Below are 21,516 nucleotides of genomic sequence, written 5' to 3'. Positions count from 1 at the left end.
TACCATCGCTGACGCCATGCACACGAATTCCATATCTCCCGCGTACACCAGCCTGGTCGCGCTCGGCGACTCCTTCACCGAGGGCATGTCGGACCTGCTGCCCGACGGCTCCTACCGGGGCTGGGCCGATCTGCTCGCCACGCGGATGGCCGCTCGCACGCCCGGTTTCCGGTACGCCAACCTCGCGGTGCGCGGGAAGCTGATCAAGCAGATCGTCGACGAGCAGGTCGACGTGGCGGCCGCGATGGGCGCCGATGTGATCACCCTCGTCGGCGGACTCAACGACACGCTGCGGCCCAAGTGCGACATGGGGCGGGTGCGGGATCTCCTGACGGAGGCCGTGGAACGGCTCGCGCCGAGCTGCCGGCAGCTCGTGCTGATGCGCAGCCCCGGCCGGCAGGGCCCGGTGCTGGAGCGGTTCCGGCCGCGCATGGAGGAGCTGTTCGCCTGCGTCGACGAGCTGGCCGCCAAGCACGGCGCGCTGGTGGTCGACCTGTACGGGGCGCCGTCGCTCGCGGACCCGCGGCTGTGGGACGTGGACCGGCTGCACCTGACGGGCGAGGGGCACCGCAGGGTCGCCGAGGCGGTGTGGCAGGCGCTCGGCCACGAGCCCGAGGACCCCGAGTGGCACGTCCCGGCGCCGGCCACGCTGCCGCCCGGCTGGGTGCACCGGCGCGTCGCCGACGCGCGGTTCGCCCGGCAGCACCTGCTGCCCTGGATAGGCCGCCGGCTGACCGGCCGCTCCTCCGGCGACGGCCGCCCGGCGAAGCGCCCCGACCTGCTGCCGTACGAGGAACGGGCGTAGCGCTCCGCGCGGAGCCGGGCCGCGACCGCCGAGGGGCCGGCGGGCCGCTCGGAGTGACGTGGCTCTCGTAGCTTCCGCCGAACAGGACCGTGGCGCTGGCCTGCACGAACCGCCAGTAGAATCTGGACACGTGACTTCCGCTCCCGCCAAGCCCCGCATCCCGAACGTCCTCGCCGGACGCTACGCCTCCGCCGAGCTCGCCACGCTCTGGTCGCCCGAGCAGAAGGTGAGGCTGGAGCGGCAGCTCTGGCTCGCCGTGCTGCGGGCCCAGAAGGACCTCGGCATCGAGGTGCCGGACGAGGCGATCGCCGACTACGAGCGCGTCCTCGACACCGTCGACCTGGCCTCGATCGCCGAGCGCGAGAAGGTCACCCGGCACGACGTCAAGGCGCGGATCGAGGAGTTCAACGACCTCGCCGGGCACGAGCACGTGCACAAAGGCATGACCTCGCGCGACCTCACCGAGAACGTCGAGCAGCTCCAGATCCGGCTCTCCCTGGAGCTGGTGCGCGACCGCACCGTCGCCGTCCTGGCGCGGCTCGGCAAGCTGGCGGGCGAGTACGCGGAGCTGGTCATGGCCGGCCGCTCGCACAACGTGGCCGCCCAGGCCACCACCCTCGGCAAGCGGTTCGCGACCGCCGCCGACGAGCTGCTGGTCGCGCACGGCCGGGTCGAGGAGCTGCTGGGCCGCTACCCGCTGCGCGGCATCAAGGGCCCGGTCGGCACCGCCCAGGACATGCTGGACCTGCTCGGCGGCGACGCGGCGAAGCTGGCCGAGCTGGAGGACCGCATCGCGCGGCACCTGGGCTTCTCGCAGGCGTTCACCTCGGTCGGCCAGGTGTACCCGCGCTCGCTGGACTACGAGGTCGTGACCGCGCTGGTGCAGCTCGCCGCCGCGCCGTCCTCGCTGGCGAAGACGATCCGGCTGATGGCCGGGCACGAGCTGGTCACCGAGGGCTTCAAGCCGGGCCAGGTGGGCTCCTCGGCGATGCCGCACAAGATGAACACCCGCTCCTGCGAGCGCGTCAACGGCCTGATGGTGATCCTGCGCGGCTACGCCTCGATGACCGGCGAGCTGGCGGGCGACCAGTGGAACGAGGGCGACGTCTCCTGCTCGGTGGTGCGCCGGGTGGCCCTCCCCGACGCGTTCTTCGCGCTGGACGGCCTGCTGGAGACCTTCCTGACCGTGCTCGACGAGTTCGGGGCCTTCCCGGCCGTCGTCGCCCGCGAGCTGGACCGGTACCTGCCGTTCCTCGCCACCACCAAGGTGCTCATGGGCGCCGTGCGGGCGGGCGTCGGCCGCGAGGTCGGGCACGAGGCCATCAAGGAGAACGCCGTGGCCACCGCGCTCGCGATGCGTGAGCAGGGCGCCGAGCGCAACGACCTGCTCGACAAGCTCGCCGCCGACGAGCGGCTGCCGCTCGGCCGCGAGGAGCTGGCCGCGCTGATGGCCGACAAGCTGTCCTTCACCGGTGCGGCCGCCGCCCAGGTCGGCGTGGTCGTGGGCCGGATCGAGGAGATCGTCAAGCAGCACCCCGAGGCCGCCGGCTACACCCCCGGAGCGATCCTCTGACCCGCTTCACCCCGGCGGAACTGGAGGCCGCCCGCGACCGTCTCCTCCCGGACGTGGTCGCGGACGGCCTCCGGGTCCTCTTCTGCGGCATCAACCCCGGACTGATGTCGGCGGCGACCGGACACCACTTCGCCCGCCCGGGCAACCGGTTCTGGCCGGTGCTGCATCTGTCCGGCTTCACGCCGAGGCTGCTGAAGCCCGCCGAGCAGCGGGAACTGCTGACGTACGGGCTGGGCATCACCAACGTCGTGGCGCGGGCGACCGCTCGCGCCGACGAGCTGACCGCCGAGGAGTACGTGGCAGGCGGGCGGGCGCTGGCGGACAAGGTGACGCGGCTGAGGCCGGCGTGGCTGGCCGTGGTCGGCGTGACCGCGTACCGGGCCGCCTTCGGCGACCGCAAGGCCGGGGTGGGGCCGCAGGAGGGGGCCGTCGGCGGCACGCGGGTGTGGGTGCTGCCCAACCCCAGCGGGCTGAACGCGCACTGGACCACGGCGACGATGGCGGAGGAGTTCGCGCGGCTGCGGAAGGCCGCGGAGGGAGTCTGACGGGTCAGGGCGGGTCCGTGTCCGTGACCACCGCCATCAATCGGCAGGGGAGTTCACCGTCCCGCCGGGACACGCCCAGGGCGACCCAGCGGTCCGGCCCGGCCCGCCACAGATGCACGTCCGGCACGTGAGCGGCCAGCGTGCCCCACGGTTCCGCCGCCGCCTCCCCCTCCGCGCTCCGCAGGAGCACGCCGGCCAGGCCGAACACGTCCGCCGGCCCCCACCGTTCGGTGAGCCGCTCGGCGAGCGCGTCCCGGTCGGCCTCGTACTGCGCCTCCACCGTCTCCCGCTCGGCGCCGTCGTCCCCCTGGAGGTCGCCGCTGGTCCGCAGGGCGGCCATCAGGTAACCCGGCCCGCCCGTGCCGACGTCCGTCCTGCCGTGCTGCGCCGGGAACTCCCGTGCGCACAGCCGCTCTATCAGAGCAAGACAGTTCGCGATGTCCATGTGATCCAGTAAAACGGGCGGCACTGACAATTGGCACGCCGTCAGGCGTCCCTGCGCCGCACGCTCCACGCTCCCGCGGACAGGGCCGCCGCCGCCCAGAGCGCGGCCACCGCGAGCCCGGTCCAGGGACCGAGGGCTCCGTCGTGGCCGCTGTGCAGGGCGACTTGGCCGGCCCGGTCGGGCAGCAGGTCGGCCACGCCCGAGGACATGTCGCCGATGACGAAGGACACGATCAGCAGGAACGGGATCAGCACGGAGAGCGTCGCGACGCCGCTGCGCAGCACGGCCGTGAGTCCCGCGGCGAACAGCGCCATCAGCGTGAGCTGGAGACCGCAGCCGACGGCGCCGCGCAGCCCCTCGGTCCAGGTGGGCCCGGAGTCGCCGAGTACGGACTTGCCCACCAGCAGTGTCACCAGGCCGGTGAGCAGCCCCGTCGCCAGCACCGGCAGGGCGATGGCCGTCGACTTCGCGGCGAACCACCGCCGCCGGTCGGGTACGGCCGACAGCGTCAGCCGCAGCGCGCCACCCCGGAACTCGGAGGCGACGGCCGTCGTACCGAAGGCGATCGCGGCGATCTGGCCGAAGTTGACGCCGAAGAACACCGAGAACAGCGGGTCCGCGTCGTCGGCGTCGGCGGAGGCGAGCGCGGAGAACGCGACGGTGGCGAGGAGGACGGCGACGAGGCTGCCGACGAGCGAGCGCAGGGTGCGGATCTTGATCCACTCCGCGTGCAGAACCGGGGCGAACGGCATGGTCAGGCCTCCTGGGGCTGGGCGGTGAACTCGGCCTCGGTGGCCGTCAGATCGAGGTAGGCCTCTTCGAGGGTGGCCTCCTGGGCGGTGAGTTCCAGCACGGGCACGCCCGCCTCCGAGACCAGGCGGCCGATGTCGTCCACGCGCGCGTGCCGCACCGTCCAGGCGCCGTCCTCGTCCTGGGAGGCGTCGTGGCCGTGGCGGGCGAGCAGGGCGCCGAGCGCGGCGGCGTCCGTGGTGCGGATCCTGACCCGGGGCCGCACGCGCGCGTGGATGAACTCCTGGACCGGGGTGTCGGCGAGGAGTCTGCCCCGGCCGAGGATCACCAGGTGGTCGGCGAAGGCCGCGGTCTCGTGCATCAGATGGCTGGAGACGAGGACCGTACGGCCCTCGTCGGCGAGCCCGCGCAGCAGGGTGCGGATCCAGATGATGCCCTCCGGGTCGAGGCCGTTGGCGGGCTCGTCCAGCAGGATCACCTCCGGGTCGCCGAGGAGCGCGGCGGCGATCCCGAGCCGCTGGCGCATGCCCAGGGAGTACGTCCGCACCCGGCGGCGGGCCACGTCGGCGAGCCCGGTCCGCTCCAGGACGGTGTCCACCCGGTGGGCCGGGATGCGGTTGCTCACCGCGAGAGCCCGCAGATGGTCGCGCGCGGTGCGGGAGCCGTGCGCGGCCCCGGCGTCCAGCAGGGCGCCCACCCGGCGCAGGGGGTCCTGGAGTTCGGCGTAGGCGCGGCCGCCGATCCGGGCCGTCCCGGAGGTCGGCCGGTCGAGGCCGAGGACGAGCCGCATGGTGGTGGACTTCCCCGCGCCGTTGGGGCCGAGGAATCCGGTGACCCGGCCGGGACGGACGCCGAAGGTCAGCCGGTCCACGGCGCGCCGGCCGCCGTACTCCTTGGTGAGGTCTCGCACGTCGATGCTGGTCATGGCAACAGCCTCGCGGGGAACGGGCGTCGGATCCTCCCCCGCCGGCGGGGAGCGTCTCCCCCGCGCGGGGGAGGTCCGCCCGCCCGGGCCCCTGCGAGGATGGGCCCATGGTCCGTTTCCTGCGCCCGCTGTCGCGCGGGACGACGTACACCCGGCTGCTGCATCTGTGGGTCCCCATGCTGCTGCAGAGCGTGTGGATGCTGATCGACGAGTCGAAGCCCTGGGTGCCCGCGCTCGTGCTCGTCCCGGTCGGCCTGGTGCCCGCCGTGCGCGTGGGCGAGGGCGTGCAGGGCCGGCTGCTGCTGACGCCCGGCGTGGAGGACCCCGGCATCTCCGCCACGCCGTCGGCGAGTTGGCGGGACCGTGGCCGCACGGTGCTGTGGCTGGAGCTGCGGATGCTCCTCGGCTGGGTGACGTCGTTCTTCTCGGTGTGGATGCCGATCGCGGCGTACGAGCTGGCGAAGTTCGCCTGGGAGCGCGCTCCTTCGGGGGTGCCCGTGCTGGACCTGCTGCCGCCGGACCGGGCCTGGGCCCTGCTGGCGCCGCTGCCGCTGCTCGCCCTGTACGGGGCCGTCGTCGGACTCGGCCGGCTGGTCACCGCGTGGGCCCGCCGGTTCCTCGGGCCGTCCGCCGCCGAGCGGCTGGCCGCGCTGGAGGAGCGGACCGAGCGGCTGCTGGAACGCACCCGGATCGCGCGGGAGTTGCACGACTCCATCGGGCACGCCCTGACGGTGGCGGTGGTGCAGGCCGGCGCGGCGCGGGCGGCGGGTGATCCGGAGTTCACCGACCGCGCCCTGGAGGCCATCGAGGAGACCGGCCGGGCCGCACTCGACGATCTGGAGCGGGTGCTCGGGGTGCTGCGGGAGTCGGAGCGGCCGGCGAGCGCCCGGCCCACCCTCGCCGACGCCGATCGCCTGCTGGAGTCGGCACGCGCCTCCGGAGCCAAGGTCGAGGCCGAGGTGACCGGCCCGGTGGACGCCGTGCCGGGGCCGGTCTCGCGCGAGGGGTACCGGATCCTGCAGGAGGCGCTCACCAACGTGCTGCGGCACGCCGGGGCCGTCCCGGTGCGGGTCCGGGTGTCCGTGCGCGGGGACGCGCTCACCCTGGAGGTCCGCAACCCGCTGCCGGCCGGGCCGCCGGGGGCCGGACGGGGCAGCGGGCTGCGCGGTATCCGGGAGCGGGCCGCGCTGCTCGGGGGCAGCGCCCGCACCGGCCCCGACGAGGGCGACTGGCAGGTGCGGGCGGAGCTTCCGCTCGGTTGATCTACGCTGGCCGGATGCCGGTCTCCGTACTCCTGGTCGACGACGAGCCCCTGGTGCGCGCGGGTCTGCGCGCCGTGCTGGAGGCGCAGCCCGACATCCGGGTGGTCGGTGAGGCCGCCGACGGGGCGGCGGTCATCCCGCTGGTGCGCCGGCTGCGGCCGGACGTGGTGGCGATGGACGTGCGGATGCCGCTGATGGACGGGATCGAGGCCACGCGTGCGGTGCTGCGCACGGTGGACGCACCGCCCAAGATCATCGTGGTGACCACCTTCGAGGACGACGAGTTCGTGTACGAGGCGCTGCGGGCCGGCGCCGACGGGTTCCTGCTGAAGCGGTCGCGGCCGGCCGAGATCGTGCACGCGGTACGGCTGGTGGCCGACGGCGAGTCGCTGCTGTTCCCGGCATCCGTACGGCGCCTGGCCGCCCGGTTCGGGGAGCGGCGCGCGGCCGGCGCCCCGCTGACCGGGGCCGGGCTGACGGAGCGGGAGGCGGAGGTGCTGCGGCTGATGGCACGGGGGCTGTCGAACGCGGAGATCGCCGCCCGGCTGGTGGTCGGGACGGAGACGGTGAAGTCGCACGTGAGCGCCGTGCTGGCCAAGCTGGGGGCGCGGGACCGCACCCAGGCGGTGATCGCCGCCTACGAGTCGGGGTTCGTCGCGCCGGGCTGACCGGGCGGGTGCCGCGGGGCCTGCGGGGCCCGGCACTCGCAGGGGTGGGCCGGGCCGAGTACGATCCGCCCAACACGCCCGCGAGCTGGGAGGACGGACGGTGGGGCAGCTTACCGGCGGCGATCCCTCGCTGCTGCGAAGGATCAACTCCGCGGTGGTGCTGCACGCGTTGCGGACCACGGACTGCGCGACGCTCACCGAGGTCACCCGGGTCACCGGTCTGTCCCGGCCGACCGTCGAGGGCGTCGTCGAGGGGCTCATCGAGGCGGGGCTGGTGGTCGAGAAGGCCGCCGACGAGGGCACCGCGCGCCGGCAGGGGCGGCCTGCCCGGAGGTTCCGGTTCCGGGCCGAGGCCGGTCATCTGCTGGGCCTGGAGATCGGGCCGCACCGGGTCGCCGCGCTCCTGTCCGACCTGGACGGGCGGGTGCTGGGCTCGCAGGCCAAGGAGGTGGCCGAGACGGCGCCGGCGGACGAGCGGCTGGACCGGCTGCGCGGCGCGGTCGCCGAACTGCTGCGCCGGGCCGGGGTGGCACGCGGCTCGCTGCGCGCGGTGGGCGTGGCCTCGCCGGGGATCGTGGAGGCGGACGGGACGGTCCGGCTGTGCACGGCGCTGCCGGGCTGGACGGGTCTGCGGCTCGGCGAGCGGCTCGGCCGCTCCTTCAAGTGCCCGGTGCTGGTGGAGAACGACGCCAACGCGGCTGCCGTCGCCGAGCACTGGAAGGGCGCGGCGACGGAGACCGACGACCTGGTGTTCGTCCTGGCCGGGCTCAGCCCGGGCGCGGGCGCGCTGATCGGCGGCCGGCTGCACCGGGGGTACGGCGGGGCGGCCGGGGAGATCGGCGCGCTGCACCTGCTGGGCCGGGAGGTGACCCCGGAGACCCTGCTGTCCACCACCGACGAGCCGCTGCACCCGCTGGACGAGCAGGCGGTCGCCGAGGTGTTCGCGCTCGCCCGGGACGGCGACCAGCGGGCGGGGGCGGCGGTGGAGCGGTTCATCCAGCGGCTCGTCCACGACGTGGCCGCGCTGGTGCTGGCCCTCGACCCCGAGCTGGTGGTGATCGGCGGCTGGGCGGCGGGCCTCGACGGTGTGCTCGATCCGCTGCGCCGCGAGCTCGCGCGCTACTGCCTGCGCCCGCCCGGGGTGGCGCTGTCCGCGCTCGGCGGGGCGGCGGTGGCCACGGGTGCGCTGCGTCTCGCCCTCGACCACGTGGAGGCGGAGCTGTTCGCGGTGGAGGGAACGGTCACCGCGCGGCGTTGACACCGGACATGTGAGCGCCGGGGCTGCGGCGACGACGGCCGGCGAGGGAGACGTCCGGCCGCGCCCGGCTGGAGGTCCGGGGCGCGGCCGAGGACGCGTCGCTCAGGAGGCCCGCCGCTCGGGGTCGTGGTGTATCTCCACGTCGGGCGAGTCCCCGAAGGTCAGCCGGCAGGTGTCGGCGCGGTAGGTCGCCACGGAGATGGCGGCGGTGCGGCCCTCGGCGAAGAAACGCGTGGTGACGACGAGCACGGGCGCGCCGGGCAGCCGGTCGAGGTCCTTGGCGTCGTCCGCGCGGGCGGAGCCCAGTTCGACGGCGCGGTCCTGGCCCTCGAGCTCCAGGCGCTGCAGTTCGCGCAGCACCGCACGCGCGCGTGCCGCGCCGGACGGCGCGTCGATGGCGGTCAGGTCGGGCACCGAGGCGTCGGGGACGTGGAGCAGTTCGGTGGCGACGCGCTGGCCGCCCGACATCCGCGACCGGCGCACGATGTGCACCGGCTCACCGGAGCCGGTCTCCAGGGCGGCGGCGACCGCGGCGGGCGGCGCGGAGCGCACGCTGTCCACGGGCTGCCAGGCGTCGTCGGCGGCTCCCGGCCAGGTGTGCTGCCGGCTGCCCACGGCCACGCCCACGCGCGGGGGCGCGACGGTCGTGCCGACGCCGCGCCGGCGCTGCAGCCGGCCTTCCAGCTCGAGCTGTTCGAGGGCCTGGCGGAGCGTGGCGCGGGCGACGCCGAAGCGGGCGGCCAGGTCGCGCTCGTTGGGCAGGATCTCGCCGACCGAGAACTCCGAGTCGAGTGCCTCACTGAGCACGGTCTTGAGATGCCAGTACTTCGGTTCCGGCACCGATTCCAGCTGCGTGGTCCCCACCCTGTCCTCCGCAAGTGCCGTGATCCGGCGGTTTTTAGCGCCCTTGTTTATTAAAGGTTGTTGCACTTATCTGCGACCATAGGACGGCCCACACCCTTGGTCAAGACCAATCCTCGATCCCTGGGGCGACACACGGGTGAGGAGCCGTGCAGCGTTCACACGGCGTTCGCACGGGTGGACGCATGCGGGCATCCAGGAGGAGTCCGGCGCAGCGCCCCTGGGGGGGCCGGCGGACGCGCGGACTCGGGGAGGCGAGCAAGGGGCTACCCGTCGGTAGTTATTGCTGACAAGCTGTCTACGGCGTCCGTCAGCAGCCCAGCCGAGGAGCACTCCATGTCCGCCACCGCCACCTTCCCGGTCCCCACTCCGCACGGCCCGCGGGACGTGACCGTCTCCTACGCGCGCGTGGGACGCGGTGCGCCCCTGGTCCTGCTGCACGGCATCGGCCACCACCGGCAGGCCTGGGACCCGGTGGTGGACATCCTCGCCACCGAGCGCGAGGTGATCGCGGTGGACCTGCCGGGCTTCGGCGCGTCCCCCGGTTTGCCGGACGGCCTGCCGTACGACCTGCCCACGACCAACGCCGTGCTCGCCGCCCTCTTCGAGGCGCTGGAGCTGGACCGCCCGCACGTGGCCGGCAACTCGCTGGGCGGCCTGCTGGCCCTGGAGCTGGGCCGCGAGAAGCTCGTACGGTCCGTCACCGCCCTCTCCCCCGCCGGGTTCTGGACGCAGGCCGAACGCCGCTACGCGTTCGCGATGCTGCAGACCATGCGGGGTGTCGCCCAGCGCCTGCCACTGCCCCTGGTGGAGCGGATGTCGCGCTCCGCGGCCGGACGCACCGCGCTGACCAGCACCATCTACCGCCGGCCCGGCCGCCGTTCGCCCGACGCCGTGGTCGCCGAGACGCTCGCGCTGGCCGGCGCCACCGGCTTCGACGCCACCCTGCGGGCGGGTGTCACCGTCCAGTTCACCGACGGCCTGCCGGGGCTGCCGGTCACCGTCGCGTGGGGGACCCAGGACCGGCTCCTGGTGCGCCGCCAGGGCGTCCGCGCCAAGACGATCATCCCGCACGCCCGGCTGGTGCGGCTGCCCGGCTGCGGGCACGTCCCGATGAACGACGACCCGGCGCTGGTCGCCCGCGTCATCCTCGACGGCAGCCGCTGACCGGCTGAACGCCCCCGGGACGGCCCATTGTTCACCTGCGGTTCGCGCGCGCGCCGCGGCGCACCAGTAGGTGTGGCTCTGCACACCGGCCGGATCCCGTCCTTGGAGGCACAGCCATGTCCCACCGCCCGTTCCCCGGCCGCCGCGGCGTGCTGCGCGGCTCGCTCGCCGCGTCGGCGGCCCTGACCCTGCCCGTGGGCCTCGGCGCGGCCCCCGCCTTCGCGCGTTCCGGGCGCCCCTCGGCGGACTGGGGCGTGCAGACGGGAGACGTGACCACCGACTCCGGCCTGGTCTGGGTGCGTTCGGACCGGCCGGCCCGGATGACCGTGGAGACCTCGGCGACCGAGTCGTTCCGGACCCCGCGCCGGTGGCACGGTCCGCTGCTGGGCGCCGGCACGGACTTCACCGGCACCACCCGACTGCACGGCCTGCCCTCCGGCGAGCAGATCCACTACCGGGTGCTGCTCGCCGACCCCGACGACCCGCGCCGTACCGGCGAGCCGGTGACCGGCACCTTCCGCACCGTCTCCCGGCACCGCCGGGACGGCGTGCGGTTCCTGTGGTCGGGCGACCTGGCCGGGCAGGGCTGGGGCATCAACCCCGACCTGGGCGGCTACCGGATCTACGACGCGATGGCGAAGCTGGACCCGGACTTCTTCCTGTGCAGCGGCGACAACGTCTACGCCGACGGCCCCATCGCGGCCACCCAGGCCCTGCCCGGCGGCGGCACCTGGCGGAACGTCACCACCGAGGAGAAGGCGAAGGTCGCCGAGACCCTCGCCGAGTACCGGGGCAACTTCCGCTACAACCTGCTGGACGACAACCTCAGGCGGTTCAACGCCCAGGTGCCGTCCATCGTGCAGTGGGACGACCACGAGGTGCGCAACAACTGGTACCCGGGCGAGATGATCGCCGCCTCGGACACCCGGTACGCCGAGAAGAGCGTCGACGTGCTGGCGGCACGCGCGCGGCGGGCGTTCAGCGAGTACTTCCCGGTCTCCACGCTGCGGCCGGGCGCGAAGGAGGGCCGGGTGCAGCGCGTGCTGCGCCAGGGCCCGCTGCTGGACGTGTTCGTGCTGGACATGCGCACCTACCGCGACGCCAACTCGCCCGGCGACCAGACCACGGACCCGCAGGGCATCCTCGGCCGTGAGCAGCTCGACTGGCTGAAGCGGGAGCTGGCGCGGTCGCGGGCGGTGTGGAAGGTGATCGCCGCGGACATGCCGATCGGTCTCGTGGTGCCCGACACCACGGAGGGCCGGCCGAACTTCGAGGCGGTGGCGCAGGGCGACCCCGGCGCCCCGCTGGGCCGGGAGCTGCAGATCGCCGAGCTGCTGCGCTTCGTCAAGCACCGCCGGATCACCGGCACGGTGTGGCTGACGGCGGACGTCCACCACACCTCGGCGCAGCACTACCAGCCGTCCCGGGCGGCGTTCACCGACTTCGAGCCGTTCTGGGAGTTCGTCTCGGGCCCACTGAACGCCGGCGCCTTCCCGGCCAGCGAGCTGGACGCGACCTTCGGCCCGGAGCGGGTGTTCGTGAAGGCGCCGACCGCGTCGAACGTCTCGCCCGCGGGCGGGTACCAGTTCTTCGGCGAGGTCGACATCGACGGCGGCAGCGGCGAGCTGACGGTACGGCTGCGCGAGCAGGACGGCACGGTGCTGTTCACGCGGACCCTGCAGCCGGGCCGGGTCGGCCAGTAGGACCCCCGCCGGGACCACCGGGTCCCGTACCCTCGACGCAGTGCCGCGCGCCGGCGTCATCCCCCGGGGCGCGGCACGGGTCAACTTCGTTCCCGCCGACGCGTTTCGGGGGTACTGAAAGATCGTCGGCGGCGGCCGGGAGTCTCGTGACCTGCCGGGGTCCGCAGTACTGGAAAGTCCAACAAAACGGACGGAGCATGCTTTACCCATCGGTCACAAACCGTTCGTGATCACGCAACACCGTTCCTTCACAGTGGCTGCATGACTTCAGACATGTCTCGAGTGACCCGGACGAAGCACGGCCGGCCCGTGCACCACTGGCGGCGGGACCTCGTCGAGCTCGCGGCCCTGTTCACGGCGGTGGCGGTGGCGGACGGCGTGGCCAACCTGGTCGGACACGGCCCAGACGGTCCCGCGCTGCTGGTGGTCTCGGCGGTCCTGCTGGCCGCGACGGCGGGCTTCCACACCTGGTGGGCACGCCGCCACGGGCACGCGCCGCCGACCGGGCATACCGGTGCCCGGTCGGCCGCCGAGGTGCGGCCGGCCGGGCCCGCGCACGACCCGGACGCGCCGGCGCCGGACACGGCCGGGGCGAGCACGCTGTGGCGGATGCGGACCACGGTGCGGGACGAACCCGGCTCGCTGGCCGCGCTGTGCACGGCGCTGGCCGGACGGCGGGTCGACATCCTGAGCCTGCAGACGCACCCGCTGGCGGAGGGCACCGTGGACGAGTTCCTGCTGCGGGCGCCCGAGGCGCTCGCGGCGACCGAGCTCACCCGGACGGTGTCGCTGGCCGGTGGCACGTCCACCTGGATCGAGCGGGCCGACGCGCACGACCTGGTGGACGCCCCGACCCGGGTCCTGGCCCTCGCCGCGCGCACCGCGCTGGACACGGCGGAACTGCCGCTGGCCCTCAGGCAGTTGCTGGGCCGGTGCACGATCCGCTCGCTGCCCGCCACGCCCTTCGGCGGGGGCCGCGGACCGGAGCCGGTGCCCGCGGACGGGGTGCTTGAGGACACCGTCATGCGGCTGCGGGCGCCCGGGGGCGGCGTACTCACCGTGGAGCGGCCGTATCTGCCGTTCACCCCGGCGGAGTTCGCGCGGGTCAGGGCGCTGGTGGAGCTGGACAGCCGGCTCGGTCCGCGGATCCCGGGCGGCCACGACGTGCTGACGCTGCCCGAGGGCGCCGACATCACCGTGCGCCGGGTGGACACCGGTGACCTCGACGCGGCCAGGGCCATGCACGAGCGGTGCTCGCGGCGCACCCTCGGCCTGCGCTACCACGGGCCGGTCGGCGACACCGACCGCTATCTGAACCACCTGCTCAGCCCCCGGTTCGGCCGGACGCTGGCCGCGCAGACCGCCTCCGGGCGCATCGTCGGCCTCGGTCATCTGCTGTGGGACGGCGACGAGACCGAGGTCGCGCTGCTCGTGGAGGACGCGTGGCAGCGGCGCGGCATCGGCGCCGAACTGCTCGGCCGCCTGGTGGCGATGGCCGTGGAGGCCGGCTGCGAGAGCGTGTACGCCGTGACGCAGGCCTCCAACACCGGGATGGTCGCGGCGATGCGCGGCCTCGGGCTGCCCCTGGACTACCAGATCGAGGAGGGCACCCTGGTCGTCACGGCACGCCTGGACACCGCTGCCGTCGGCACCCGGGCGACGCACGGGGGCCGGGCGGAGCGGCTCGGCGATGCGACCCGCCGCGACTGAAGACCGCGGCGGGAACGGCGGCCCGGCCCCCCGCACCGGGCCGCCGTCGTCCGTACGGGGCCGTCAGCCCACGGTCTCCTGAAGGGGGGCCGCGTCCCGCAGCGGGACCGGCGTCAGGGCCCGCTCCCCCAGCGCCCGGTCCAGGTCCGCCCACAGGTCGTCGACGTCCTCGAGACCCACCGACATCCGCAGCAGCCGGTCGCTCACCCCGGCGCCGCGCCGGTCGTCGGCGTCGACGATGCGGTGGCTGATCGAGGCGGGGTGCTGGATCAGGGTGTCGACGCTGCCCAGGCTGACCGCCGGGGTGATCAGACCGACCCGGGCGATCACCTCGTGCGGGTCGCCGTGCGTCTCGAAGGCGACCATCGCGCCGCCCAGCTTCGGGTAGTGCACGCGGGCCACCCGCGGGTCGGCGGCGAGCCGGCCGGCGAGCTCGGCGGCGCTCGCGGAGGCGGCCCGGACCCGCACCGGCAGCGTGGACAGGCCCCGCAGCAGCAGGTAGCCGGCCAGGGGATGCAGGACACCGCCGGTGGCGAAACGTATCTGCCGGAGCCGTCCGGCGAACTCCTCGTCACAGGCCACCACACCGGCGAGGACGTCGCCGTGGCCGCCGAGGTACTTCGTGGCGCTGTGCAGCACCAGCCGCGCGCCGTGTTCGGCGGGACGCTGGAGGACGGGGGTGGCGAAAGTGTTGTCGGCGAGCAGCGGGACCGAACCGCAGGCGTGGGCGACGGCCCGCAGGTCGACCTCGGCGAGGGTCGGGTTGGCCGGTGACTCGACCATCACCAGGCCGGTGTCGGGGCGCAGCGCGTCGGTGATCCCGGCCGGATCGGTCCAGGTCACCTCGGTGCCGAGGAGCCCGGCGGTCAGCAGGTGGTCGCTGCAGCCGTACAGCGGGCGCACCGCGACCACATGGCGCAGCCCCGTCGCGGACCGCGCGAGGAGGACCGCGCTGAGCGCGGCCATGCCGCTGGCGAAGGCGACGGCGGACTCGGTGCCCTCCAGGCGGGCGAGGGCGGTCTCGAAGCGGGCCACGGTCGGGTTGCCGAGACGGCCGTAGATCGGCGGGCCGTCGGGGTCGGCGCCGTCGGTGGCGAACGCGTCGATGCGGGCGGCCTCGCCCCGGCTGTCGAAGGAGGGGTAGGTGGTGGACAGGTCGATCGGCGGGGCGTGCAGTCCCTGGCGGGCGAGATCGTCGCGGCCGGCGTGCACGGCCTCGGTGGCCAGTGCTCTCGATGCGGGGCGTACGGCGTCGTAGGCACCCGTGCTCGCTGTGTCCATGGGCGGAAGGGTGAACACCGGACGGGATGCGGGGGCGGGACACCGTGCTACGTTCGGCACATGGCCGAATCTGTCGCACTGGATCCGGTGGATCTCCATCTGCTGCGGCTGCTGCAGAACGACGCCCGGACCACCTACCGCGATCTCGCCGCCCAGGTGGGCGTGGCGCCGTCGACGTGCCTGGACCGGGTGACGCGGCTGCGCCGCGCGGGCGTGATCCTCGGCCACCAACTGCGGCTCGACCCGGCCAGGCTGGGGCGCGGTCTGGAGGCGCTGCTGCTGGTGCAGGTGCGGCCGCACCGCCGGGAACTGGTGGGGCCGTTCGTGGAGCGGATCCGCGCGCTGCCGGAGTCGCGGTCGGTGTTCCATCTGACCGGTCCCGACGACTACCTGGTGCACGTGGCCGTGGCGGACATGGCCGATCTGCAGCGGCTGGTGCTGGACGGGTTCACCGCGCGGCGGGAGGTGGCCCGGGTGGAGACCCGGCTGATCTTCCAGCAGTGGGACTGCGGGCCGCTTCTGCCCCCGGCTGAATCCGGGACGCACGGGTGACGCGGGCGCCGTCCGCGTATGAGGATGGGCGCCATGTCCGACATCCAGAGCCCGCTGCCCCGACAGGTCGCCGACGCGTACGTGGACGACCTCATCGCCCTCGACCCGGTCACCGGTACCTACCTCGGTGTGAAGGAGAGTTCGACCAGGCTGCCCGACTACTCCCCGGCCGGCCAGGAGGCCCTGGCGGAACTGGCGCGGACGACGCTCGCGCGGCTCGACGAGGCCGAGCGGCGACCCGGAGCGGACAGTGACGCGGAGCGTCGCTGCGGCCGGCTGCTGCGGGAGCGGCTGACCGCCGAACTGGCCGTGCACGAGGCCGACGAGCATCTGCGCGCGGTCGGCAACATGAGCACGCCGGGCCACTCGGTGCGGGAGGTGTTCACCGTGATGCCGGCGCAGACCGAGGAGGACTGGGCGGCGATCGCCCAGCGGCTGCGTGCGGTGCCGGCCGCGGTCGCGGGCTACCGGGAGTCGCTGGAGCTGGGCCTGGAGCGCAAGCTGTACGCGGCGCCCCGGCCGACCGCCACGTACGTCGAGCAGCTCTCCGAGTGGACCGACACCGACGGCAAGGGCCGCGGCTGGTACGAGGACTTCGCCGCGGCCGGTCCGGACGCGCTGCGCGCGGAACTGGACGAGGCGGCGCGGACGGCGACCGCCTCGCTGGTGGAGCTGCGGGACTGGATGCGGGACGTGTACGCACCGGCCGTCGAGGGCGCGCCGAACACGGTGGGCCGCGAGCGGTACGCCCGCTGGGCCCGCTACTTCAACGGCACCGACCTGGACCTGGACGAGGCGTACGCGTACGGCTGGTCGGAGTTCCACCGCATCCTCGGCGAGATGAAGCAGGAGGCGGAGAAGATCCTGCCCGGCGCCGGGACGCCGTGGGTGGCGCTGGCGCACCTGGACGAGCACGGCCGGCACATCGAGGGCGTCGACGAGGTCCGCGAGTGGCTGCAGGGCCTGATGGACCGGGCCATCGCGGACCTGGACGGCACGCACTTCGAACTCGCCGAGCGGGTGCGGAAGGTGGAGTCGCACATCGCCCCGCCCGGCGGCGCCGCCGCCCCGTACTACACCGCTCCGTCGGAGGACTTCTCCCGTCCGGGCCGGACCTGGCTGCCGACCATGGGCCTGACCCGGTTCCCGGTGTACGACCTGGTGTCGACGTGGTACCACGAGGGCGTGCCCGGGCACCATCTGCAGCTCGCGCAGTGGGCGCACGTGGCGAAGGACCTCTCCCGCTACCAGGCCACCGTCGGCGGGGTCAGCGCCAACGCCGAGGGCTGGGCGCTGTACGCGGAGCGGCTGATGGACGAACTCGGCTATCTGACGGACCCGGAGGAGCGGCTCGGCTACCTGGACGCGCAGATGATGCGCGCGGCGCGGGTCATCGTCGACATCGGCATGCACCTGGAACTGGAGATCCCGGCGGACTCGCCGTTCCACCCCGGTGAGCGCTGGACGCCGGAGCTGGCGCAGGAGTTCTTCGGCTCGCACAGCAGCCGCCCGGCGGACTTCGTGGAGAGCGAGCTGACCCGGTACCTGACGATTCCCGGCCAGGCGATCGGCTACAAGCTCGGCGAGCGCGCCTGGCTGCGGGGCCGCGAGAACGCCCGCGCGCGGCACGGCGACTCCTTCGACCTGAAGGCCTGGCACATGGCCGCCCTCTCCCAGGGCTCGCTGGGCCTGGACGACCTGCTGGACGAGCTGTCCCGGCTCTGACCGCACCGGCCCCTCGAGGGTCCGGCCGGACGTCGACCGGACGGACCGGCCCCCGAGGGTCGCCACGCCCGGGAGCGGGCGGGGGGGCGCGCCTGCCGCTCGCGGTAGGTACGCGCGAGGTGGTGCTGCAGCCGTACGCGGCGGAACCGGTAGACGGCGCCGGTCTGCCGCAGGACGCCGCGCCGGGCCTCGCACCGGAGCGGCGACTCGGGCGCCCCCGCGGTCTGGCACGTGCCGGGCAGCCAGTAACCGTCGGACGCGAACGGCTTCGAGGCGTCGGGACCGTGGGCCGGCATCACGAAGGCCGTCATCCTGGGCGTCCCGCCGTACGCGTACGCCAGTTCCGCCGACATCCTCGCCGACCTGCGCGCAAGCGACGCCGCGCATCCGGGCGTCCACGGCGCCGGGTTCCGGGTGACCGACCAGCCCTGAGGCACGGCGGGCGGCGGGGACGTCCGTGCGGCGGCTCCGCCGTACGGACGTCCCCGGTGGCGCGGGGCGGGGCGAGGCCGCTTGCTGGTGCCCGGGCTGTGCGACGGGAGGCGGGCCGGCATGCGGGACATGGGACCGGGACAGCGGGCGATGGAGACGCCGCGGGCCGCCGGGCTGGCTGGAGTGGTGTTCGCCGTGCTGCTGGCGGCGGCGATCGTGCTGGTCAGGCTGGCCATGCCCGAAGGCGCTGAGGCGGCCACCGCGCGGGCGACCACCCCCGGGAAGCGGGACGCGGTGCAGTGGGCGCTCGACCTGGTCCCGTTCGCCGGGATCTTCTTCCTGTGGTTCCTCGGCGCCGTACGGGCCCATGTGGGCGAGGTGGAGGACAGGTTCCTCGCCACGGTCCTGCTCGGCAGCGGGCTGGTCTTCACCGCCACGATGTTCGGCGGCGCCGCGGCCGCCGCCGCCGTGCTGCAGATCGGCCGGTCCTCCGGGGGCGCCACCGGCCAGGCCGCCTGGGACTTCGGCCGCGACCTCGCGTACTCGCTGCTGACCGGGTACGCGATGCGGATGGCGGCCGTCTTCGTGTCCTCCCTGTCGGTGATCGGGCACCGGCTCGGCGCCCTGCCGCGCTGGCTCATGGTCCTCGGCGTCCTCACCGCCCTGACGCTGCTCTTCGTCTCGTCGAACGTCCCCTGGGCGGAACTGGCCTTCCCGGTCTGGTCGCTGGTGCTGAGCCTCTACATCGTCGCCGGCCGGCGCGGCGGGTCCCGGACCCGCCCGGCCACGTGAGACGGGGCGTCCCGCCGCGCGGGGCCGCTCACCCGAACGGCCCGCCCGGCGCGCGGGGCGCCCGCGCGGCTCTCATGCTGGCCAGCGGGACATGACCGCCGTCCGGGGATGCCCGCCCTGGGCGGGTGGTGAGCACCGGACCTAGCCACCGGAAGGGCGGAGCGTCGATGCGGCTCGTCGTCGATCTCAACAAGTGCCAGGGATACGCGCAGTGCGCGTTCCTCGCACCCGACGTCTTCACCATGCACGGCGAGGAGTCGCTGGTCTACGACCCCCGGGCGGACGAGGACCAGCGCGAACGGCTGGCCCGGGCGGTGGCCGCGTGCCCGGTCCAGGCGATCACTGCCGACGGACTGGACGGCCCGGCCGCCGGTGCGCCCGGATCCGCCGGGGAGGCCTCCGATGGCCGCTGACCACGTGGACTGGCTCCGGCGCGAGGGCCGGATCGTGATCGTCGGCGCCTCGCTGGCCGGGCTCCGGGCAGCCGAGACGCTGCGCGCCGAGGGGTTCACCGGTTCACTCACGATGATCGGTGACGAGCCGTACGAGCCCTACGACCGGCCGCCGCTGTCCAAGGCCGTGCTGCTGGGCAAGGCGTCCCCGCACCGCACCGAGCTGCCCCACCGCCGGGAGGTCGACGCCAAGTGGCGGCTCGGCGTGGCGGCGACGGGCCTCGACCTGTCCGCCAAGCGGGTGCGGCTCGCCGACGGGGACGAGGTGGAGTACGACCGGCTGCTGATCGCGACCGGGGTGCGGGCCCGGCCCTGGTTCAAGGAGGAGGAGGGCCGCCTGGACGGCGTCTTCCTGCTGCGCACCCGCGACGACGCGGCCCGGCTGTTGCAGCGGCTGCGGTCGGCGCGCCGGGTGTTCATCATCGGCGCCGGGTTCGCCGGGTGCGAAGTCGCCTCGGCGTGCCGGGAGATGGGGCTCGCCGTCACGCTGGCGGAGCGGGCCGGAGCCCCGCTGGTGGGCGCGCTCGGCGGGGTGATCGGCGCCGTCGCCGCCGAGCTGCAGACCGAGAACGGCGTGGACCTGCGCACCGGTGTCACGGTCACCGCGCTGGAGGGCGACCCGGCCGGCCGGGTGCGCGCCGTCCACCTGTCCGACGGGAGCCAGGTCGAGTCGGACGTCGTGGTGGTCTCGCTCGGTTCGCTGCGCAACACCGAGTGGCTGACCGGGTCGGGACTCGGCGCGGGACCGCGGGGCATCGCCTGCGACGCCGGCTGCCGGGCCTTCGACTTCCGGGGCATCGTCACCGACGACGTGTTCGTCGCGGGTGACGTCGCACGCTCGCCGCACGCGCTGTTCGGCTACCAGTTCCTCTCGCTGGAGCACTGGGGCAACGCCGTCGCCCAGGCGGAGACCGCCGCGCACAACATGATCTGCCGGGGCGCCGACCGGCGCCCGCACCTGTGGATGCCGGCCTTCTGGTCCTCGCAGTTCAGGGTGAACATCAAGTCCGTCGGCGTGCCGCCCATGGGCGACCAGATCATGATCACGCAGGGGTCGCTGGCCGAGCGCCGGTTCGTCGGCGTCTACGGCCACAAGGGCCGGGTGGTCGCCGCCGTCAGCTTCGACAACACCCGCTGGCTGGAGTTCTACCAGCGGCAGATCGAGCGGGGCGCGCCGTTCCCGGTGGAGTACCCGACGGTGGACCGGCGCCCCGAGGGCCGCCAGCCCCTCGACGCCGACTTCCCCGACCCGTCCCTGCCGACCCACGGCCCCACCGTGACCCTGAGCGGCTACTCACCGGCCGACCAGCAGCTGGTGTTCACCCCGGCCCACCACTGAACGCCGCCGTGGCCCCGACGCCCCAAGGACTCGTCATGACGCAGGCCTCACTGTTCCGCCGCATCACTGACTTCGCCAACCGCGCCGACCCCTATCCGCTGTACGAGGAGCTCCGCCGGACTCCGGTGCTGCACGAGGAGGAGGACGGCCCTTACGTCATCAGTTCGTACTGGGACATCGAGAGCCTGCTGCACGATCCGCGGATCAGCTCCGACGCCGCCAACCTGGCCGCCGCCGGGGACGAACTGGCCGAGGCGCAGAGCACCGGGCTCCCCCCGTCCTTCCTCAGGCTCGACCCGCCGGAGCACGACCGGCTGCGGCGGATCGCCAACAGCGCCTTCGGGCCGCCCCACAAGCCGCACCGGATCGACTCCATGCGCGGCGAGCTGCACGACATCGTCGGCTCGCTGATCGACGGCTTCGGCGAGGCACGCGAGATCGACCTGGTGGACCAGTTCGCCTACCCGTTCCCGGTCACGGTCATCTGCCGGCTGCTGGGCGTGCCCCGCGAGGACGAGCCGCGCTTCCGCTCCTGGGTCGACCCGCTGGTGGCCAGCCTGGACCCGGAGACGCGCGAGAGCGCGGACGAGGAGTTCGTGAAGAAGGCGCAGGAGGCGCGGATGCAGCTCGGCATGTATCTGGCCGGGCTGGTCGAGCAGCGCACCAAGGACCCGCAGGACGACATGCTGTCGGACCTCGCGGACAGCCGCGGCCCGGAAGGCGCCATGACGATGATGGAGGTGATGAGCACCGCGGTGCTGCTGCTGATCGCCGGTCACGAGACGACGGTCAACCTCATCACCAACGGCATGCTCACCCTGCTGCGCCACCCGGACGTGCTGCGGCGGCTGCGGGAGGACCCGGGCCTCGCACCCCGGGTCGTGGAGGAGCTGCTGCGGTACGAGCCGCCGGTGCAGATCGTGCCCCAGCGCACCTGTATCGCCGACATCGAGGTGCGCGGCGTGACCATCCCCAAGGGTTCGCGGATCTGGCTGATGCTCGCCGCCGGCAACCGGGACCCGGAGCGGTTCAAGGACCCCGAGCGGTTCGACCCGGACCGCGGCGACATCCAGCATCTCGGTTTCGGCAGCGGCATCCACAGCTGCTTCGGCGCTCCGCTGGCCCGTCTGGAGGCGCAGATCGCGCTGTCCGAACTGGCCCGGCGGCTGGACGGGCCCCGTCTGGTCGAGGACCCGCCGCCCTACCGGCAGAACGCGGTGCTGCGCGGCCCGCGCCATCTGCGGATCGCCTTCGACGACCGGCGCTGACCC

Annotated in this window: 20 protein-coding genes; 15 read left to right on the top strand and 5 right to left on the bottom strand. The window is 74.2% G+C overall.

Annotation, left to right across the window (positions count from 1 at the left end):
- Positions 1–16: 16 nt before the first annotated feature.
- From ACFYU0_RS00525 to mug, 3 genes are all read left to right on the top strand, one after another.
- On the top strand, positions 17–805 hold the full coding sequence (locus tag ACFYU0_RS00525; RefSeq protein WP_351668668.1) for an SGNH/GDSL hydrolase family protein: 789 nt from the start codon (positions 17–19) through the stop codon (positions 803–805).
- Positions 806–935: 130 nt separating this feature from the next.
- A complete protein-coding gene (purB, locus tag ACFYU0_RS00520) occupies positions 936–2,378 on the top strand; it encodes an adenylosuccinate lyase (protein WP_351668670.1) in 1,443 nt (480 codons plus the stop codon).
- Positions 2,375–2,923: a G/U mismatch-specific DNA glycosylase gene (mug, locus tag ACFYU0_RS00515; RefSeq protein ID WP_389297936.1), complete on the top strand. Its 549-nt coding sequence runs from the start codon at positions 2,375–2,377 to the stop codon at positions 2,921–2,923. Before purB ends, mug begins: the two co-directional genes overlap by 4 nt.
- A 4-nt stretch (positions 2,924–2,927) precedes the next feature.
- Here mug and ACFYU0_RS00510 read toward each other — a convergent pair whose 3' ends face one another.
- The 3 genes from ACFYU0_RS00510 to ACFYU0_RS00500 are packed head-to-tail and all read right to left on the bottom strand — an operon-like array spanning position 2,928 to position 5,043.
- On the bottom strand, positions 2,928–3,368 hold the full coding sequence (locus ACFYU0_RS00510; RefSeq protein WP_389296762.1) for a hypothetical protein: 441 nt from the start codon (positions 3,366–3,368) through the stop codon (positions 2,928–2,930).
- A gap of 41 nt (positions 3,369–3,409) precedes the next feature.
- A complete protein-coding gene (locus tag ACFYU0_RS00505; RefSeq protein WP_389296760.1) occupies positions 3,410–4,120 on the bottom strand; it encodes an ABC transporter permease in 711 nt (236 codons plus the stop codon).
- 2 nt (positions 4,121–4,122) lie between these two features.
- Positions 4,123–5,043 carry an ABC transporter ATP-binding protein gene (locus tag ACFYU0_RS00500; protein ID WP_389296758.1) on the bottom strand — a complete coding sequence of 307 codons (921 nt, stop codon included), beginning with the start codon at positions 5,041–5,043 and terminating at the stop codon, positions 4,123–4,125.
- Between the two features lie 107 nt (positions 5,044–5,150).
- Here ACFYU0_RS00500 and ACFYU0_RS00495 point away from each other — a divergent pair, with 107 nt between their 5' ends.
- From ACFYU0_RS00495 to ACFYU0_RS00485, 3 genes are all read left to right on the top strand, one after another.
- Positions 5,151–6,305: a sensor histidine kinase gene (locus tag ACFYU0_RS00495; RefSeq protein ID WP_389296756.1), complete on the top strand. Its 1,155-nt coding sequence runs from the start codon at positions 5,151–5,153 to the stop codon at positions 6,303–6,305.
- Positions 6,306–6,319: 14 nt separating this feature from the next.
- Positions 6,320–6,973: a response regulator transcription factor gene (locus tag ACFYU0_RS00490; protein ID WP_351668678.1), complete on the top strand. Its 654-nt coding sequence runs from the start codon at positions 6,320–6,322 to the stop codon at positions 6,971–6,973.
- Between the two features lie 100 nt (positions 6,974–7,073).
- The gene (locus ACFYU0_RS00485; RefSeq protein WP_351668680.1) at positions 7,074–8,231 is read left to right on the top strand and encodes an ROK family transcriptional regulator; all 1,158 of its coding nucleotides are present in this window, start codon (positions 7,074–7,076) and stop codon (positions 8,229–8,231) included.
- Between the two features lie 102 nt (positions 8,232–8,333).
- Here ACFYU0_RS00485 and ACFYU0_RS00480 read toward each other — a convergent pair whose 3' ends face one another.
- The gene (locus ACFYU0_RS00480; RefSeq protein ID WP_351668682.1) at positions 8,334–9,095 is read right to left on the bottom strand and encodes a GntR family transcriptional regulator; all 762 of its coding nucleotides are present in this window, start codon (positions 9,093–9,095) and stop codon (positions 8,334–8,336) included.
- 333 nt (positions 9,096–9,428) lie between these two features.
- On the opposite strand from ACFYU0_RS00480, the gene ACFYU0_RS00475 reads away from it, so the two are divergent.
- From ACFYU0_RS00475 to ACFYU0_RS00465, 3 genes are all read left to right on the top strand, one after another.
- Positions 9,429–10,259 carry an alpha/beta fold hydrolase gene (locus ACFYU0_RS00475; protein ID WP_351668684.1) on the top strand — a complete coding sequence of 277 codons (831 nt, stop codon included), beginning with the start codon at positions 9,429–9,431 and terminating at the stop codon, positions 10,257–10,259.
- A gap of 116 nt (positions 10,260–10,375) precedes the next feature.
- Positions 10,376–11,962: an alkaline phosphatase D family protein gene (locus ACFYU0_RS00470; RefSeq protein WP_389296753.1), complete on the top strand. Its 1,587-nt coding sequence runs from the start codon at positions 10,376–10,378 to the stop codon at positions 11,960–11,962.
- 273 nt (positions 11,963–12,235) lie between these two features.
- Entirely contained in the window at positions 12,236–13,672 is a 1,437-nt protein-coding gene (locus ACFYU0_RS00465) for a GNAT family N-acetyltransferase (RefSeq protein ID WP_389296752.1), read from the top strand.
- Positions 13,673–13,735: 63 nt separating this feature from the next.
- Here the strand turns inward: ACFYU0_RS00465 and ACFYU0_RS00460 are convergent, their stop codons facing one another.
- Entirely contained in the window at positions 13,736–14,953 is a 1,218-nt protein-coding gene (locus tag ACFYU0_RS00460) for a trans-sulfuration enzyme family protein (RefSeq protein WP_389296750.1), read from the bottom strand.
- A gap of 60 nt (positions 14,954–15,013) precedes the next feature.
- Here ACFYU0_RS00460 and ACFYU0_RS00455 point away from each other — a divergent pair, with 60 nt between their 5' ends.
- The 6 genes from ACFYU0_RS00455 to ACFYU0_RS00430 all read left to right on the top strand — a co-directional run bounded on the left by ACFYU0_RS00455 (position 15,014) and on the right by ACFYU0_RS00430 (position 21,513).
- Positions 15,014–15,505, top strand: a complete 492-nt coding sequence (locus ACFYU0_RS00455; RefSeq protein WP_389296748.1) for an Lrp/AsnC family transcriptional regulator — start codon at positions 15,014–15,016, stop codon at positions 15,503–15,505.
- A gap of 33 nt (positions 15,506–15,538) precedes the next feature.
- A complete protein-coding gene (locus ACFYU0_RS00450) occupies positions 15,539–17,230 on the top strand; it encodes a DUF885 domain-containing protein (RefSeq protein ID WP_389296746.1) in 1,692 nt (563 codons plus the stop codon).
- A 552-nt stretch (positions 17,231–17,782) separates the two neighbouring features.
- A complete protein-coding gene (locus tag ACFYU0_RS00445) occupies positions 17,783–18,454 on the top strand; it encodes a hypothetical protein (RefSeq protein ID WP_351668698.1) in 672 nt (223 codons plus the stop codon).
- 167 nt (positions 18,455–18,621) lie between these two features.
- Positions 18,622–18,867 (top strand): ferredoxin, encoded by a 246-nt coding sequence (locus ACFYU0_RS00440; protein ID WP_389296743.1) that lies wholly within the window; start codon positions 18,622–18,624, stop codon positions 18,865–18,867.
- On the top strand, positions 18,857–20,245 hold the full coding sequence (locus tag ACFYU0_RS00435) for an FAD/NAD(P)-binding oxidoreductase (protein ID WP_351668702.1): 1,389 nt from the start codon (positions 18,857–18,859) through the stop codon (positions 20,243–20,245). The genes ACFYU0_RS00440 and ACFYU0_RS00435 overlap by 11 nt, the downstream gene beginning before the upstream one ends.
- 35 nt (positions 20,246–20,280) lie before the next feature.
- Positions 20,281–21,513 (top strand): cytochrome P450, encoded by a 1,233-nt coding sequence (locus ACFYU0_RS00430; RefSeq protein WP_351668704.1) that lies wholly within the window; start codon positions 20,281–20,283, stop codon positions 21,511–21,513.
- Positions 21,514–21,516 lie beyond the last annotated feature (3 nt).

This window comes from Streptomyces sp. NPDC003720, assembly GCF_042875075.1.
Taxonomy (GTDB): domain Bacteria; phylum Actinomycetota; class Actinomycetes; order Streptomycetales; family Streptomycetaceae; genus Streptomyces.
The sequence above is the reverse complement of the archived record's forward strand: the minus strand, read 5'-3'. Positions and strand labels throughout refer to the sequence as shown.

What these genes read in the sequence shown, in the direction of transcription:
- ACFYU0_RS00430 (WP_351668704.1), top strand. Translation starts at nt 20,281, where the DNA reads ATGACGCAGGCCTCACTGTTCCGCCGCATCACTGACTTCGCCAACCGC.
- ACFYU0_RS00505 (WP_389296760.1), bottom strand. Translation starts at nt 4,120, where the DNA reads ATGCCGTTCGCCCCGGTTCTGCACGCGGAGTGGATCAAGATCCGCACC.
- ACFYU0_RS00440 (WP_389296743.1), top strand. Translation starts at nt 18,622, where the DNA reads ATGCGGCTCGTCGTCGATCTCAACAAGTGCCAGGGATACGCGCAGTGC.
- ACFYU0_RS00475 (WP_351668684.1), top strand. Translation starts at nt 9,429, where the DNA reads ATGTCCGCCACCGCCACCTTCCCGGTCCCCACTCCGCACGGCCCGCGG.
- ACFYU0_RS00510 (WP_389296762.1), bottom strand. Translation starts at nt 3,368, where the DNA reads ATGGACATCGCGAACTGTCTTGCTCTGATAGAGCGGCTGTGCGCACGG.
- ACFYU0_RS00445 (WP_351668698.1), top strand. Translation starts at nt 17,783, where the DNA reads ATGCGGGACATGGGACCGGGACAGCGGGCGATGGAGACGCCGCGGGCC.
- ACFYU0_RS00450 (WP_389296746.1), top strand. Translation starts at nt 15,539, where the DNA reads ATGTCCGACATCCAGAGCCCGCTGCCCCGACAGGTCGCCGACGCGTAC.
- ACFYU0_RS00500 (WP_389296758.1), bottom strand. Translation starts at nt 5,043, where the DNA reads ATGACCAGCATCGACGTGCGAGACCTCACCAAGGAGTACGGCGGCCGG.
- ACFYU0_RS00470 (WP_389296753.1), top strand. Translation starts at nt 10,376, where the DNA reads ATGTCCCACCGCCCGTTCCCCGGCCGCCGCGGCGTGCTGCGCGGCTCG.
- ACFYU0_RS00525 (WP_351668668.1), top strand. Translation starts at nt 17, where the DNA reads ATGCACACGAATTCCATATCTCCCGCGTACACCAGCCTGGTCGCGCTC.
- ACFYU0_RS00465 (WP_389296752.1), top strand. Translation starts at nt 12,236, where the DNA reads ATGTCTCGAGTGACCCGGACGAAGCACGGCCGGCCCGTGCACCACTGG.
- ACFYU0_RS00455 (WP_389296748.1), top strand. Translation starts at nt 15,014, where the DNA reads ATGGCCGAATCTGTCGCACTGGATCCGGTGGATCTCCATCTGCTGCGG.
- ACFYU0_RS00435 (WP_351668702.1), top strand. Translation starts at nt 18,857, where the DNA reads ATGGCCGCTGACCACGTGGACTGGCTCCGGCGCGAGGGCCGGATCGTG.
- ACFYU0_RS00460 (WP_389296750.1), bottom strand. Translation starts at nt 14,953, where the DNA reads ATGGACACAGCGAGCACGGGTGCCTACGACGCCGTACGCCCCGCATCG.
- ACFYU0_RS00490 (WP_351668678.1), top strand. Translation starts at nt 6,320, where the DNA reads ATGCCGGTCTCCGTACTCCTGGTCGACGACGAGCCCCTGGTGCGCGCG.
- ACFYU0_RS00495 (WP_389296756.1), top strand. Translation starts at nt 5,151, where the DNA reads ATGGTCCGTTTCCTGCGCCCGCTGTCGCGCGGGACGACGTACACCCGG.